Source organism: Rhodococcus sp. AG1013, assembly GCF_003350365.1.
Classification (GTDB): Bacteria; Actinomycetota; Actinomycetes; order Mycobacteriales; family Mycobacteriaceae; genus Prescottella.
In genome coordinates, this window is record NZ_QQAT01000001.1 from 451,689 (window position 1) to 466,594 (window position 14,906).

Sequence of the window (14,906 nt, forward strand, 5' to 3'; positions counted from 1 at the left end):
TGCGGGCAGTGCGGCCGACCAACACGGACCGAGGCCGCCTCGACGCGGATCGCGACGACGACGCCGACGGGAAGCGCTCGAGAATGACCGTGCCCGTCATCGCCTTCTCGGCGCTGCTGGGCACGATGATGCAGGCCCTCGTCGTCCCGATGCTGCCGGAGCTCCCCGAAATGCTGAACGCATCGTCCGGTGCGACTTCGTGGATGGTGACCGCGATGCTCCTGTCGGGAGCGATCAGCAGTGTGCTGTTCGGCAGTCTCGGTGACCTCTACGGTCAGCGGCGGATGATGGTCATCGCCATGGCCTGCATGGTTGCCGGATCGGCGATCGGCGCATCGGCGACGACAGTCGGTCCGATGATCGTCGCCCGTGTCCTCCAGGGCGTCACGATGGCGATGATCCCCCTGGGCATCAGTGCGTTGCGTTCGTTCGTGCACGGCGACCGCGTGTTCAAGTCCGTCAGCCTGGTCAGCGCGATGGTGGGTGTGGGCGGTGCTCTCGGCTTCACGGTGAGCGCCGTGGCCGCCGAGTTCGTCGGGCTGCGCGGGTTGTTCGGTGCGTGTGTGGTTCTCGGCCTCATCGCTCTGGCCGGCATCGTCGCCGTCGTGCCGGAAACGACCGGGCGGCCGGGCACGCGAGTCGATGTCGTGGGCGCAGTGGGGCTGAGTATCGGCGTGATCGGCCTCCTGATCGCCCTCAGCAACGGAAACCTGTGGGGATGGGGTTCCGCGGCGACGATCGGCACACTCGCCGGTTCCGTGATCGTGCTCGCGTTGTGGGGGTGGTACGAGTTGCGGATCAGTGCGCCCTTGCTCGACCTGCGTACGACCGCGACCCGCCCGATCCTGTTCACGAACCTGGCCACGATCGCGGTCGGAATCGGTATGTACGTGATCCTGCTCGCGCAGCCTCAGTTGATGCAGCTACCGACCCAGACGGGATTCGGACTGGGGAAGTCCCTCGTCTTCACGGGTCTCTGTGTCGCCCCGAGCGGCCTGGTGTCGCTGACGATGCCGGGCATCGCGGCGCGGGTGTCGGAGCGGTTCGGCCCGAAGATCACGATGGTCATCGGCGCGAGCGGGTTCGCCGCCGGGTACGTGTTTCTCGTACCGTTCCATGGTCAGCTCTGGCAGTTGGTCGCGGCGAGCATGCTCATCATGGGTAGCGTCGCGTTCTGCTTCTCCGCGGCGCCCGCTCTGATTCTCCTGCACGTCGACCGGGCCCAGTCCGGCCAGGCGAACGGAATCAACACTCTCGGACGCTCCCTGGGAACGTCGATCTCGAGTGCCGTGACGACGGCCATCCTGTCGACGACGCTCATCACCACCGGCTTCGGTGCAGGAGAACTCCCGAGCGAACGCGGTTTCACGACGGCGTTCGTCATCGCAGTCATCGCCGGCGTATCGGCGGTCGCGTTCGCCGCAGCGATCCCCCGCGAGGGTCCGGCTGCGGACCGACTGTGACGGGAGCTTCGGAGTCGGTGGGGACGGTCGGTGCGGTGCTCGGTGCGATGTAGGGGCGGCGCAGGCGCCCGGTGCCGGGCACCGACGCCCACACCGCCGCGGCCAGCACGCCGTCGACGATCAGAGCCAGCACCGCCACCAGGATCGCGCCGACCAGGACGCGGTCGTAGCTGCGCAACGCCAGTCCGTCGAAGATGTAGCGGCCGAGGCCACCCAGATTGACGTACGCGGCGACGGTCGCGGTGGCGATCACCTGCAGGGTCGCGCTGCGCAGCCCGCCGAGGATCAACGGCAGCGCGTTGGGGATCTCGACCCGCACCAGCACCTGCAGCGGCGTCATCCCCATCGCCTCCGCGGCGTCCACCACGGTCCGGTCCACGTTCGCGACGCCCGCGTACGTGCCGGCCAGCAGCGGCGGGATACCGAGCAGGACCAGCGCGAGGATCGGCGGCACCAACCCCAGCCCCAGTAGCAGTACCAGCAGTGTGAGCACGCCCAGGGTGGGCAGGGACCGCAGCGCGTTCACCACGCCCACGACGACGATCTCGCCGCGGCGGAAGTGACCGATCGCCAGACCTGCCGGCACCGCGATCACCGCCGCGAACACGACCGCCAGCAGGCTGTACCAGAGATGCTGCAGGATCCGGGCGCCGATCCCGGTAGGACCCTGCCAGTTGGCGGGGTCGACGATGAAGTCCCATGCGCTCGTGAACATGTCAGGCCGGCCCCTCGGACAACTCGAGGGTGTCGCGCCGGGAACGATCGGGGCGCGGGCCGTGCTCCCACGGCGTGAGCAGCCGACCCAGGACGTACAGCGCGGCGTCGAAGATCAGCGCCAGCGCGACGATCGCGATGATGCCGGCCACGATCTGGTCCGGGTAGTCCCGCTGGTAGCCCTTCGTGAACAGCTCACCCAGGCCGCCCACTCCGATCAGCGAGCCCACCGACACGAGCGAGATGTTGGTGACGGCCACGACCCGGACGTTCGCGATCAGGACGGGCAGGGCCAGGGGGAGTTCGACGGTGAGCGCGCGGCGCAGCGGCGTGAACCCGATCGCGGTCGCGGCGTCCACGACATCGTCCGGCACCGCGTCCAACGCCTCCGGAACCACACGGATCAGCAGCGCGGTGGAGTACACGCTCAGCGCGATCACGACGTTGTTCGGGTCGAGGACGCTCAGCCCGAACACACTCGGAATGGTCACGAACAGCGCCAGCGACGGGATCGTGAACGCGATACTCGCGGCGACGAGGGTGGTGCGGCGCAGCCAGCGGACACCCCGGATCGCGGTGCCGACCGGCACCGCGATCACCAGACCGATCAGGAGCGGAAGCAGCGCCAGATAGAGGTGTGTGCGGGTCAGTTCCAGCACGTGCGAGAAGTTGTCGATCAGCCAGCGCACACGATCACCGGCCGTTCCGCAGTCGGTCCTCTTCGCGCCGCTGCTCGGCCAGCCGGGCGATCACGTCGGCCGCGTCGATGCCCCCGGCGACCACACCGCGCTCGTCCACCGCGACACCGATCCCGGAGGGCGAGGAGATGGCGGCGTCGAGGGCCCGGCGCAGGTCCGTGCCGACCGTGAACAGCGAACCGCCGGCCGCGGTCGCGTCCGCGACGGTGCGTCCGGTGCGGACGGCGTCGACCCCGGCCGCGTCGATCCAACCCTGGGGGCGGTCGTCGGCGGTGACGATCAACGCCCATTCGTCGGGGCCGAGCGTGGTTGTCGCGGCTTCGGATTCGCGCACGCGGCGGATCTCGCGCAGCTCCACCGTGTCGGCGCTGCGGAAGGACAATCCGCGGTACCCCCGATCGTGCCCCACGAAGTCGGCAACGAAATCGGTTGCGGGCGCCGAGAGTACGCTGCGCGGCGTGTCGAACTGCTGCAGGCGGCCGTGCGGGCCGAACACCGCGAGCCGGTCGCCGAGCCGGACGGCCTCGTCGATGTCGTGGGTGACGAACACGATGGTCTTGCGCAGCTCGGACTGCAGCCGCAGCATCTCCGACTGCAGATCGGCCCGTACCACCGGATCCACCGCGCTGAACGGCTCGTCCATCAACAGGATCGGGGGATCGGCCGCCAATGCCCGGGCCACGCCCACCCGCTGCTGCTGACCGCCGGACAGCTGGCCCGGATACCGTCCGGCCAGCGCCGGGTCCAAGCCCACGCGTTCGAGCACCTCGAGCGCGACCCGCCGCGCTGCGCGGCGCGAGTCGCCGCGCAGCACCGGAACGGTCGCGACGTTGTCGACGACGGTGCGGTGCGGCAGCAGGCCGGCGCTCTGGATGACGTACCCGATGCCGAGTCGCAGTCGGACGGCGTCCGTCGCGGCCACGTCCTGACCGTCGACGGTGACGGTTCCCGCGGTGGGCAGCACCATCCGGTTGATCATCCGCATCGACGTCGTCTTGCCGCACCCGGACGGGCCGACGAACACCGTGAACGAGCCTTCGTCGATCTTCAGGTCGAGGTCGTCGACGGCCACCGTGCCGTCGGGAAAACGTTTGGTGACACCGGAGAACGAGATCACGAGACGGGAGCGTCCAATCCCTGCCGTGCGACCCACTGCTTCGCCGCGGCCTCCGGTTCGGTCTTGCTGTCGCCCGATACGGCGTCGTTGAGGCCCACCAACTCCTCGGTGGTGAGCTTCGCCGACACCGCGTCCAGGACGCGCGCCAACTGCTCGGTCTTCGCGGATGCACGCAGCAGCGGCACCACGTTCTGCGCCGGGAAGTTGCTCTTCGGATCGGCCAGCACCACCAGATCGTTCGCCTCGATCGCGGGTGAGGTCGTGAAGATGTTCGCGGCGGTCACCTGTCCCGACGTCAGCGCCTTCACCGTCGTGGGGCCACCGCCGTCGGCGATCGGAACGAAGTTGGACGGCGAGATCTCGAGTCCGTAGTTCTCGCGCAGGCCCGGAAGACCCACCGCGCGCTCCTGGAACTCGGCCGGCGCCGCGAACTTCACCTCCGCCGAATGCGCGGCGAGGTCGGCGATCGACGTCAGGTTCCATTTCTCGGCCGTCTCGCGCGTCACCACGACGGCGTCCTTGTCCTCGGCCGGTGCGGGTGTGGTGATCGCGAGATCCGGCGCGAGCGCAGCGGGCAGGGCGGCGTCGATTTCCTCGGCGGTCGTGGCCGTCGAGGACGGGTCGATGTAGTCGAGGAGATTCCCGGTGTAGTCGGGAATGAGCGTGAGCGAACCGTCGCGCAGGGCCGGGACGTAGATCTCCCGGGAACCGATGTTCATCTTGGTCTGCACGTCGAAACCGTTGGCCCGCAGCGCCTCGGCGTAGACGAAGCCGACCGTCTCCGACTCGGGGAAGTTGGCGGAGCCGACGACGATCGAGTTGGGGTCACCACCGCTCGATCCATTGCTTTCGAGCGGGTCGCTGCTGCCGCACGCCGTGAGGAGTGCCAGTGACGCCGCGACTGCGACGCCCGCGAGCCTGTGGATCCGAGAACTCTTCATGTCGTCCTTCCATCGGATCCGGCGTGGCGGCCGCCCAGGGGAGCGGAGCCGTGCGGTGACAAGCCGGATCTCTCGACCGCTCGTGATGGTGCGCGAAGTCAGTGTAACGATAGGTACGACAAGTGCGCGGTACCGACAGGTGCCGGTTCGCACCGCAGCAGAGCGGAGAGGGACACGGTGTCACCGAACGGAAATGGGCGCGTGGGCAGGTTCGCGGCGCGGTTGACGATCGCTGCGCTGCTCGCGGTCGTGACGGCCTGCGGTGTGGACACCGGCAGCAGCGTCGGGGGACCCGAGACACCCGAACCGGTCGTCGTCGGCGCCTCGGACACGGTCGAGAGCGAACTCGTCGCCCGGTTGTACGCGGGCGCGCTCGAAGCTGCCGGGCGCAGCACCGAAGTCGTGCTGGGGCTGGGAGACCGCGCCGACCGCGTCGCCGCCCTCGACGCGAACCGGGTGGCACTGGTGCCGGAGCACACCGGGCGCCTCCTGCACTGGTTCGATCCGGACGCCGATGTCACCGACGCCGAGGACGTATTCGAGGCGCTCAACAAGTCTCTGCCCGAAGGCCTTACGGTGTCCGACTACTCGCCGGCCGACGACCGGTCCGCGCTGGCGCTGTCCGCGGCACAGGCCGACGACCTCGGTGCCCGGTCGATCGACGACATCGCTTCCGCGTGCGCAGGCATGACGCTGTACGCATCCGACACGTTCCGCGAGGATGCGCAGGCGCTCTCGGGTCTCCGATCGGCCTACGGGTGCACGTTCGGGACCGTCGTCCCGGTCCGTTCGACCTCCGACGCGGCCCGTGAACTGATCGTCGGCGCGTCACCCGTCGGCGGCACCACGGCCGCCGCACCCGACGTCGCGCGGGACGAGCTCGTCGTTCTCGCCGACACGAACGACGCGTTCACCGCGCAGAACGTGGTGCCGCTCTTCCGCAGCGGGGTGCTGCGGGCCGACGACGTCAAGGGGCTCAGCGTGGTCCTGCAACTCACCACCGCGGACCTCACGGACATGGCCGGGCGGGTCCGCGGCGGCGAGATCACCTCGGCCGACGCCGCGGGGGAGTGGCTCGCCGAGCACATCTGACGGCCCCGCGGGGTCGGCCGTCGTCAGCCTCCCACCCGTGCCCGCGCTGCCGCGGCGGCGTCGTGCCGGCCGAGAGCTTCGTGGGCGTCGCCCTCCATCAGCGCGACCCGGACCGCGAGCCGCGGCGCCTCGGTCACCCGCGGCGCGGCGTCGGCGAGCACCGCGAGGGCCTCCTCGTGGCGGTCGGTCGACAGCAACGCCTGCGCGACGACGATCAGTGCGCTGCCGGAGCCGACGACGTCCTCGGCTGCGGCGTAGGCATCGGAGGCCGCGAGCCCCGTCCGTACCGCCTCGTCGAACCGGCCCAGCTGGGACAGTGCCCGAGCCGTCGAGTCCTCGATGTCCGCACGGGTCCAGGGGTCGGCGTGTTCGGCCGCGGCCCGTAGGTCCTCGAGCCCGTCCTCGTCGGCGAACTGGCACCGAGCCCGCCCACGTGCGTGCAGGAGGTCGGCGAGTGCGTCCGGCTGATCGGTGAGTTTCCGGGCGTCCTCGACCGCGTCGTCGAGGGCTTCGACGGCGTCCTCGTCGTCGAACTGCATCATCAGAAGCCCGAGTTCCTTGCCGACCCGTGCCGCCACCGCATAGTCCTCGCCCGCCCGGGCCAGCTCCCGGCCTTCGGCCCACACCGCGACCGCTGCCCCCGGCTCGCCGGCGTCGCGCCTCGCGTAGCCGAGCCACAGGAGGGTCAGGGCACGGGATGCGGGCTCGGTGTCCCGGGCTTCCTCGATCTCCGCCACCGTCGTGAGTTCGTCGACGGCCTCGTCGGGGTGTCCGGACCGTACGAGCGTCACGCCGAGCCGGTAGCGGTGGCCGACGGACTCGGTGCCGGCCAGATCCGCCTCGCGCGTGGCCAGGCGCAGTCGGCCGGCCGCCTCGTCCAGCCGGCCCAGGTCGTCGCAGATCTGGGCGCTCAGGGCAGCCAGCGGGGCGGTCACGGACCGGGCAGCGTGGGTAACGGACAGGTCGAGCGCGGCGTCGACCGCGGTCAGCGCCTCCTCGAACCGGCCGCCCCCAGCCAGTAGTTGGGCCAGCAACCGCAACAGCACCGCGCGGCGTCCGGGCGCGGTTGTCGGGGTCAGTTCGGACTCGAGCCAGGCGAGCGCCGCCTCCCCGCCCTCGGCACCCAGGATCGTGTCGACCTGCTCGTCCAGCGGGCCCGAGCCTGTCACCTCGTCGACGAAGGCCGTCGTCGCGGCCGGGTCAGCCGAGGCGGGAGGAGCTGGCACAACGTGCGTCGTGCCGATCGGCAGGTCCCAGTGCTGCCCAGCCAGAGTCCTTGCGGCGGCGACCTTCTCGCTGCGGCGCTCGGTGCCGTTGCGCTCGTCGAATCGGGTCGCGAGTTCCTCGGCGGCACGCCAGGATGACTGTGCCAGTTCGGCGACGGTCCAGGCGCCGGTGTGCGCGCCGAAGAACCGGCGGAGGGGCTCCGCGCCGGCCCCGCGGACGTGCTCGTGTCCGAGCCCGGCACGGTCGGCCGCCGTGCACGTCACCGCGAAGGCGGTGAGGGCGTCGAGGTGCGCGATCGCGTTGAGGTTGTCGTGCGCCAGCCAGCCGATGTGCCGTTCGAGCATCTCCAGGGCGCGCTGAGCGTTTCCGGTGACCGAGAGGAAGATCAGGTGCTGCCCGACCATGTCGATGTTGTCGACGTTGCGGCGTGCGAGTCGGTAGCCCCGCATGTGCATCTGCTCGGCATCGTCGAGACGGCCGACCTGGAGCAGCGGCACCAGCGTGTGGGCCATCGCCCGCTCCGGTTCGTCGGCGCACCCCATGTCCTGGTCCAGCATCTCCTGGACGACGGCCAGTCCGGCCTCGAGGTCCCCGGTGGCGAGTCGGAACTGGGCCTCCTCGGAACGAACGCACGCCTCGCAGTGGCTGTAGTCGTCGCGCGGGGTCCGTCCCAGCTCCTCCAGGTAGCGGGCGGCCTCCTCGATCCGGCCTGCCTCGAATGCCTGCCAGAACCGGGTCTGCACCACCCCGGACAGGCCGACGCCGGCCTGCCGGTACGCGATCTCCATCTGCTCGATCGACTCGGCGATCGTCGCCCGCGGGAACATCGGGTTCGAGGCGAGCGCGTCGGCGATCCACTTGTGGAACCACAGCAGGTCGTGGTCGTCGACCTCGGTGGGGAAGGTGGCCGGGTCGGCGGCGTTTCGCCCGACACACCACGCGAATGCGGTGAGCAAGGCGTCGGTGTCGCCCGTCATGGAGGCGGACTGGATCAGGCGCATCCGCACGGCGTAGGCGGCGGCCTCGTCGCCGGTCTCCTCGGCGAGCGTGATCGCCCGCTCGATGAGTTCGCGTTCCGCCGGTCCGTAGGCCGTCGAGTCGATCTCGCTGATCAGTGCGTCGAGGGTGGTCTCAGTCGGCATGGTCGTCCTTGTCGATGGTGGAGGGGGAGTGCGGTCCGGGATCGGTGACGACGCCCGCGTCGAGACCGACGGACAGGTGCACGATGTCGGTCATGGCGTCGGTCAGGGCCGAGCGATCGGTCGCCCGCAGCGGCCGGTGCCCGGCGAGCAGTGCCTGGACGTAGAGGATCCGCACCGCCCGCGACAGCACCGCATCGTCGTCGACTGCGGCGAGGGTACGCACCAACCGATTTCGCCAGTTCAGGGCCAGCCGACCGGAGGCGTCGGCACCGGAGGCCGCCGCTGCGTCCTCCACCCGGCCGAGGACATCGGCCCAGAACCCACCGGCCGACTCGCCGGCTTGCTCGCGCCGCAGGTTCCGGAGCACCGCCTCGTCCGCGACGTACAGGGCCGGGACGGTTTCCGGCTGGAACGCCCGTACCGCGGTCGCGCAGTCGAGGTCCGCCAGCGCGGCGTCGGCACGCTCCTGCAGGCGGCGGGACGCGGCCCGCTCGGACAGCGGCGGCACGTCGAGGTGATCGATTTCGTCTGCCACGGTGACGATCTCGACTGCGGCACCGGGCACGAACTCCGGCAGCCGGGCCGCGATCTCCGCGTCGTAGACGTAGCCGCCGTTGACGATCGGAGCGCCGGGGCGGGCGATCCCGGCCAGCTGCCGGAACTCGTCGACGGTCCGGGTGTACCGCACCGTGCCGCGGCGGGCGGCCTCGCCGAAGGTCGTCTGCCCCTCGGTGGTCTCGATCGGCAGGTGGGGGACGATGAACCGGGCCAGTTCGTCGTCGTGGAGGACGAGCGCCCGCAACGCGAGGTGGTGCACGGACAGGAACGCCGCCAGCCGGTGCGGCGATTCCGCCGCCAGACCGATGACCCAGCGGCGAACCGCGGCACCCAGCTCGGCACGAGTCTCCTCGAGCGCGGTGTCCTCGATCAGGGACTCGCGGGAGGCCGTCGGGTGCAGCCCGGTGGTGTCCACGACGGACCGCACGAAGAACGCCCAGTCCGGCAGGAGGTCGTCCATGCGCTCGGACAGCAGCATGCCGCCCAGGTAGACGCGGCTCGACTGCCGTTGGCCGGGGGAGAGCTGGAACGGCAGCACGAACGCGGTGCCCCGGGTGCCGGTGGATGGGACATGCAGCGGAATCGTGGCGAAGGGCTCGGCACCGACGATCTCCCGGCCCAGCTCGCGCAGGTCGGGCGACGGGACTGTCGTGCGCTCGAGGAACGACGCCGGTCGGGTCACCGTCTCACCGGCCACGGTCACCCGCACCGGCAGGTGCCGGCCGAACCGGTCTGCCAGCTCGTACGCCCCCGCGCGCGATACGAGTCCGGCGGAGTCCGGGCGGGGGAACAGTTCGACCCGGGTTCCGACCGGCAGATCGTCGGCGAGTTCGGTCACCGTGAACGTGCCGTCGGTGCGGCCGACCCATTCGACGGCGGGCGCACCGGTGGCCGACCGGGACCGGACCCGGATCTCGTCGCTCACCATGAAGCAGCTGAGCAGGCCGATCCCGAACTGGCCGAGGCGGTCGGTGCGTGGCAGATCGAGGATGTCGCGTTTGGAACTGCGGCCCACCGTCGCGAGCAGCTCGCCCACCTCGGCCGCGGTCAGTCCGACGCCGTCGTCCTCGACCGCGAACACGGCCCCGGCCTCGTCTGCGGGCAGCACCCGGATGGTGCCGACGTGGCCGGGTTCGTGGTCGCGACGGGCCGCGATCGCATCGCACCCGTTCTGCAGGAGCTCACGGATGAAGACCTGCGGCCCGGTGTAGATGCTCGCGCTGAGAAGCTCGATGATCCCACCGAGGTGTACCTGGAATGGACGGCTGCCGCCGTCGGCTCTCGTTGTCATCGAGGGAAGAGCTTAGCGAGGGGTAACGACATTTCGGTCAGCCGCGATCGGCCCAGGTGGTCCGGGGCGGCCGGCCGGATAGTCGGGACCGGCCCGTCAGTTCGCCTTCGGCAGGACGCGCGAGGTGATCGTCGCGACCACCCGCTGGTAGCTCGGGCCGACGATGCGCACCCAGGCGTCGAGGAACTTGGCGTCGGCACCGATCAGCACGCGCGCCTTGCCTTTTCGCACTCCGTTCACGATGGTCTTCGCGGCGTCCTCGGGCGTGGTGCGGGCCAGGTGCTTGTCGAAGAACTGGGCGAAGGTGACCTGGTCGTCGCCGTCGGGCACCGCCGCGTTTCGGGCGATCGCGGTCTTGATGCCGCCGGGATGCACGCACGTCACCTTCACGGGGTGCTTGGCGATCAGCATCTCCTGGCGCAGCGATTCGGTGAACCCGCGCACCGCGAACTTGGCTGCGTTGTACGCGCTCTGGCCCGGAATCGACAGCAGTCCGAACAGGCTCGAGACATTGACGATGTGTCCGTCGCCGGACGCGATCACGTGCGGCAGGAACGCCTTGGTGCCGTTCACGACACCCCAGAAGTCGACGTCCATGATGCGCTCGATGTCCTTGAACTCCGAGCGCTCGACCTCGCCGTGGAACGCGATGCCGGCGTTGTTGTAGATCTGGTTGACCTTGCCGAAGTGCGCCACGACGGCGTCCGCGTACTCGAGGACGGCCTCGCGCTGGGTGACGTCGAGATGATCGGACTTCACGTGCGCGCCGAGCGCCTCGACCTGTCGTACCGTCTCCGCCAGGCCTGCCGGATCCATATCCGAGAGAGCGAGTTTCGCGCCCTGTCCGGCGAGGTTCAGTGCTACGGCCCGGCCGATGCCGGACCCCGCACCGGTGATGACACAGACCTTGCCCGCGAATTCACTCACTGTGCTGCCACCTTGTCGTCGTCGAGATCGGTCAGTTCGGTATCGATGCCTGCTGCGGTCGACACCGCCGCGGGTGCGGGCACCCGCAGGTCGCCGGTGGTCACGCTGCGGTACGCGCCGAGGTCGAATTGCTTTGTCATGTTGCGGAACTCGAACGTGAAGCCCGGCCACAGCGTGGTGTTGTTGCCGTGCTTGTCGAGGTACCAGCTGGCGCAGCCACCGTTGTTCCACACGCTCTTGGACAGCTTGTCCTGCAGTTCCCGGTTGTAGCGGTCCTGCACGTCCTTGCGGACCTCGATGGTGCCGATGTCGTAGCGCTCGATCGCGTCGATCGCATCGACGACGTAGTTGAGCTGCGACTCGATCATGAACACCATCGACGAGTGGCCCAGTCCGGTGTTGGGGCCGACGAGAAAGAACATGTTGGGGTAGTTCGCGATTGCGGAGCCCTTGTATCCCTGCTGTCCGCCCTCGTCGAACGTCTCGGCCAGCGAGCGTCCGTCCTTGCCGAAGATGCCGGCGAAGGTGGGGGAGTCGGTGACGTGGAAGCCGGTGGCAACCACGATCGCGTCCACCTCCCGGACCGTGCCGTTCCTGTCGACGACGGAATCGGCGCGCACCTCGGCGATGCCGTCGGTGACCACGTCGACGTTCGACTGCGCGAGCGCCGGGTAGTAGTTGTTCGAGATCAGCATGCGCTTGCAGCCGATCTGGAAGTCGGGGGTGACCTTGCGGCGCAGCGCCCTGTCCTCGATCTGACGGCGCAGGTGGCGCTCGGCCGCGAACTGCAACGGCTTCATGAAGATCGGGGCCTTCGCCAGACCCACGACCTGAGTCTCCCGCATCCAGTAGATGCCGGTGCGGCAGAGCTTCTGGAAACCGGGCAGGTACTTGAACGCGAGATGCTCCGCCTTGGTGTACTCGCGGTCCGCGCGCGGCAGGATCCACGGCGCGGTGCGCTGGTACACGTCGAGGTGGGAGACCTTCTGCGCGAGTTGCGGCACGATCTGGATCGCCGACGCGCCGGTGCCGATCACCGCGACCCGCTTGCCGGTGAGGTCGGCGTCGTGGTTCCACTGCGCGGAGTGGAAGATCTCGCCCTCGAACTCGTCGATGCCCTTGATGTCGGGCAGCGACGGCTCGCACAGCGCGCCGACGGCGGAGACGACGATCTTGGCCTCGAAGTCGCCCTTCGACGTGCGGACGTCCCAGCGGGCCGTGTCCTCGTTCCAGTGCGCCGAGAGCACGTCGCACCCGAACACGTGCCTGTCGAGCACGTTGTACTTGCGGGCGACCGACGAGATGTAGCGCTGGATCTCGGGCTGTGGCGAGAACGAGCGGGTCCACTCCGGATTGAGTGCGAACGAGTACGAGTACAGGTGCGACGGGACGTCGCACGCCGCACCGGGATAGGTGTTGTCGCGCCACGTGCCGCCCACGTCGGCGCCGCGCTCGAGGACGAGGAAGTTGCGCTTGCCTGCCTGCGTCAGCTTGATAGCCGCGCCGAGGCCGGCGAAGCCGCTGCCGATGATCAGTGTGTCGACCTGGCGCGGAGATGCCGCCCGGGCGGAAGTATCTGTGACGGGAAGACTCATGTAGATGAGCGTAGGGAGTTGTTGATTGCTAGTCAATAGTCTACTGAACACGATTCAGTAAGGTGGACGTCATGGAAGGCGCAAAACGCACGCGGCTCAGCCCCCAGGAACGGCGCGCGCAGCTCATCGATCTGGGCGTGCGCATGCTCGCGGAACGGACGCTCGAACAGATCTCGGTCGAGGACATCGCCGACCGGGCCGGGGTGTCCCGCGGCCTGCTGTTCCACTACTTCGCGTCCAAGCACGACTTCCACGTCGAGATCGTCCGCCACACCAGCGCCGAGATGCTCGACCGCACCGCGCCGAACCTCGATCTGCAACCGATCGAGATCCTGCGCGACGTCATGGCGTCGTACGTCGACTACGTCTCCGAGAACCGCGACACCTACGTCTCGCTGCTGCGGGGAACCGCGAGCGGTGATCCGGCGATGCGGGAGGTGTTCGAACAGACCCGGGCCGAGATGGCCCGGCGCGTCGTCGAGCAGTTGCCGACGCTCGGCATCGAACCGGACGCGCGCATCGCGCTGTCCGTGCGAGGCTGGATCGCCTTCGTCGAGGAAGCGACCATCACGTGGCTGCGGGCGCCCGAGATCTCCCGTGAGGAACTGATCGAACTCCTGGTCACGGCGCTGCCGGCGGTCGCGCTCAGCTCCGACATGGCGGCGGCGCTGCTCCAGTAGCGGCGGTGCCCCGGGATCGCGGCGTGCCGTCGCCGGCCGCTACCGGTAGCAGTAGGAATCCGACGAGGCATCGCCACCCTGGAGCCTGACCTGGTGCGCCCGTAGGCCCCGGAAGTCTCCGTCGTGCGGGAAGAAGCGCTCGTCCACGGTCATCCCACCGCGCGGATCGGTGTGCAGCAACGCCATCCAGGCGCCGACCCCGTCCGGGTAGAACTGGTCGTCCCAGGCGCCGTACAGGGAGTTGGTGACGTACACCCGCCGGCCGTCCCGACTGATCTCGACCATCTGTGCACCGCCGGACAGCGGCCGGTCCGGTGCGGCCGGATGCGCGGTGCGGCCGACGATGCCCCCCAGCCGGACGGACCCGGTCTCCTTCGGGGAGGCGGGGTCCCGCACGTCGAACTGCTTGAGCTCACCGGTGCCCCAGCACGAGACGTAGAGGAACGCGTCGTCGACGGACAGGTCGATGTCGGTGACGAGCGGGGGCACCGCGCCGAACGGTTTCAGCGCCGGTGGGAGCGCGTCCGGCTCGGCGATCTCGGCCGGGATGGTGATCACCTTGTCCACCGCCCAACCGCCGTCGTCACGGTGCCAGCGCCACACCGAGGCCGACAGGTCCTCGGTCGAGACCACCACGCCGACGAATCCCCAGGTGGCCTCCGGATCGTGCGACGGGCGGAGTTCGAGCGGCATCTGGTGTTGTGCGCCGAGGTCCACCCGCTGCTGGTGCCGACCGGTGGCCAGGTCCCAGAAATGGATTGCGTGGCCGTACTCGTTGGCCAGCAGCAGGTCCGGTCGCAACCCGTCCTCGATCATCGACGGCGTGCCCCATTCGCTGCTGATCAGCGTGTTCTGGTTGAGATGCCACCAGGCGTCGTACGCGAAGTATTGCGGTCCCCGATCGGTCTCCCAGCGTCGGAGCACGTCGAACGTGTCGTGATCGAGCAGGGCGATCCCGCCCGGGCCGTCCGATCCGTCGGCCCCTCCGAGGCAGGTCATGAAGATGCCGTCCGGCCCGCAGTGCAACGTGTGCGGCCGGGAGTATCCGGCCTTGGCGGCGAGTTCGGCGGCGTCCACCACCCTGGTCACCGTCGGGCGGCGCGGGTCGGGTCCGGTGTCGAGCACGTTCAGGGTGGACGAGCGCAGCCCCGGCACGATGAGGTACCGGCGGGCCAGCCCCGCCATGTCGTGCCCCTCGTGCTTCAACGCGCTGCTACACGCGTTCCAGCCGAAATGGTGCAACTCGTTGCCCAGGCCGGGAACTTCCGTCCAGCCCACCACCCGGCCGTAGGTGTCCGAGCCGGGATCCACGTCGACGACGCTCATCGCGTCGGGCTTGTCCGCCGCGCGGTCGAACGCGGCCACGTAGGCCAGTGACTCCGGTGGTGCGGCCGCCGCGTCCGCGGCTGTCCGGTAGAAAGTCGGGTCCGTCGTCGGCTGACTCATCTTCAGCCTCCTTCG

The 14,906-nt window shown here is 69.5% G+C and carries 12 protein-coding genes; 3 read left to right on the plus strand and 9 right to left on the minus strand.

Annotated features, from left to right (window positions below; translation table 11 throughout):
* Positions 1-8 precede the first annotated feature (8 nt).
* Positions 9-1,463, plus strand: coding sequence for an MFS transporter (locus tag DEU38_RS02225; RefSeq protein WP_114718465.1), 1,455 nt, complete (start codon positions 9-11; stop codon positions 1,461-1,463).
* Here DEU38_RS02225 and DEU38_RS02230 read toward each other — a convergent pair.
* From DEU38_RS02230 to DEU38_RS02245, 4 genes are read right to left on the minus strand one after another with little or no spacing between them, the layout of a single operon-like run.
* A complete protein-coding gene (locus tag DEU38_RS02230) occupies positions 1,390-2,178 on the minus strand; it encodes an ABC transporter permease (protein ID WP_254622859.1) in 789 nt (262 codons plus the stop codon). The genes DEU38_RS02225 and DEU38_RS02230 overlap by 74 nt on opposite strands.
* Before the next feature lies 1 nt (position 2,179).
* Positions 2,180-2,866 (minus strand): ABC transporter permease, encoded by a 687-nt coding sequence (locus DEU38_RS02235; RefSeq protein ID WP_114718466.1) that lies wholly within the window; start codon positions 2,864-2,866, stop codon positions 2,180-2,182.
* A gap of 4 nt (positions 2,867-2,870) precedes the next feature.
* The gene (locus DEU38_RS02240) at positions 2,871-3,992 is read right to left on the minus strand and encodes an ABC transporter ATP-binding protein (protein ID WP_114718467.1); all 1,122 of its coding nucleotides are present in this window, start codon (positions 3,990-3,992) and stop codon (positions 2,871-2,873) included.
* The gene (locus DEU38_RS02245; protein ID WP_114718468.1) at positions 3,989-4,933 is read right to left on the minus strand and encodes an ABC transporter substrate-binding protein; all 945 of its coding nucleotides are present in this window, start codon (positions 4,931-4,933) and stop codon (positions 3,989-3,991) included. Before DEU38_RS02245 ends, DEU38_RS02240 begins: the two co-directional genes overlap by 4 nt.
* Before the next feature lie 201 nt (positions 4,934-5,134).
* Here DEU38_RS02245 and DEU38_RS02250 point away from each other — a divergent pair, with 201 nt between their 5' ends.
* Positions 5,135-6,025 (plus strand): ABC transporter substrate-binding protein, encoded by an 891-nt coding sequence (locus DEU38_RS02250; RefSeq protein WP_258557603.1) that lies wholly within the window; start codon positions 5,135-5,137, stop codon positions 6,023-6,025.
* A gap of 23 nt (positions 6,026-6,048) precedes the next feature.
* Here the strand turns inward: DEU38_RS02250 and DEU38_RS02255 are convergent, their stop codons facing one another.
* From DEU38_RS02255 to DEU38_RS02270, 4 genes are all read right to left on the minus strand, one after another.
* Positions 6,049-8,394 carry a hypothetical protein gene (locus DEU38_RS02255; protein WP_114718470.1) on the minus strand — a complete coding sequence of 782 codons (2,346 nt, stop codon included), beginning with the start codon at positions 8,392-8,394 and terminating at the stop codon, positions 6,049-6,051.
* Positions 8,384-10,243, minus strand: coding sequence for an HSP90 family protein (locus DEU38_RS02260; RefSeq protein ID WP_114718471.1), 1,860 nt, complete (start codon positions 10,241-10,243; stop codon positions 8,384-8,386). Before DEU38_RS02260 ends, DEU38_RS02255 begins: the two co-directional genes overlap by 11 nt.
* A 96-nt stretch (positions 10,244-10,339) precedes the next feature.
* Positions 10,340-11,170: an SDR family oxidoreductase gene (locus DEU38_RS02265; protein ID WP_114718472.1), complete on the minus strand. Its 831-nt coding sequence runs from the start codon at positions 11,168-11,170 to the stop codon at positions 10,340-10,342.
* A complete protein-coding gene (locus tag DEU38_RS02270) occupies positions 11,167-12,765 on the minus strand; it encodes an NAD(P)/FAD-dependent oxidoreductase (protein ID WP_114718473.1) in 1,599 nt (532 codons plus the stop codon). Before DEU38_RS02270 ends, DEU38_RS02265 begins: the two co-directional genes overlap by 4 nt.
* A gap of 71 nt (positions 12,766-12,836) precedes the next feature.
* Between DEU38_RS02270 and DEU38_RS02275 the strand changes: the two genes are divergently transcribed.
* Positions 12,837-13,445 (plus strand): TetR/AcrR family transcriptional regulator, encoded by a 609-nt coding sequence (locus tag DEU38_RS02275; protein WP_114718474.1) that lies wholly within the window; start codon positions 12,837-12,839, stop codon positions 13,443-13,445.
* 39 nt (positions 13,446-13,484) lie between these two features.
* On the opposite strand, the gene DEU38_RS02280 is transcribed toward DEU38_RS02275, so the two are convergent.
* Positions 13,485-14,891 (minus strand): selenium-binding protein SBP56-related protein, encoded by a 1,407-nt coding sequence (locus DEU38_RS02280; protein ID WP_114718475.1) that lies wholly within the window; start codon positions 14,889-14,891, stop codon positions 13,485-13,487.
* Between the last annotated feature and the right edge of the window lie 15 nt (positions 14,892-14,906).

Excerpts from the sequence above, each read along its gene's own strand:
- DEU38_RS02230 (WP_254622859.1), bottom strand. The coding sequence starts at position 2,178 with ATGTTCACGAGCGCATGGGACTTCATCGTCGACCCCGCCAACTGGCAG.
- DEU38_RS02245 (WP_114718468.1), bottom strand. The coding sequence starts at position 4,933 with ATGAAGAGTTCTCGGATCCACAGGCTCGCGGGCGTCGCAGTCGCGGCG.
- DEU38_RS02255 (WP_114718470.1), bottom strand. The coding sequence starts at position 8,394 with ATGCCGACTGAGACCACCCTCGACGCACTGATCAGCGAGATCGACTCG.
- DEU38_RS02260 (WP_114718471.1), bottom strand. The coding sequence starts at position 10,243 with ATGACAACGAGAGCCGACGGCGGCAGCCGTCCATTCCAGGTACACCTC.
- DEU38_RS02270 (WP_114718473.1), bottom strand. The coding sequence starts at position 12,765 with ATGAGTCTTCCCGTCACAGATACTTCCGCCCGGGCGGCATCTCCGCGC.
- DEU38_RS02275 (WP_114718474.1), top strand. The coding sequence starts at position 12,837 with ATGGAAGGCGCAAAACGCACGCGGCTCAGCCCCCAGGAACGGCGCGCG.
- DEU38_RS02280 (WP_114718475.1), bottom strand. The coding sequence starts at position 14,891 with ATGAGTCAGCCGACGACGGACCCGACTTTCTACCGGACAGCCGCGGAC.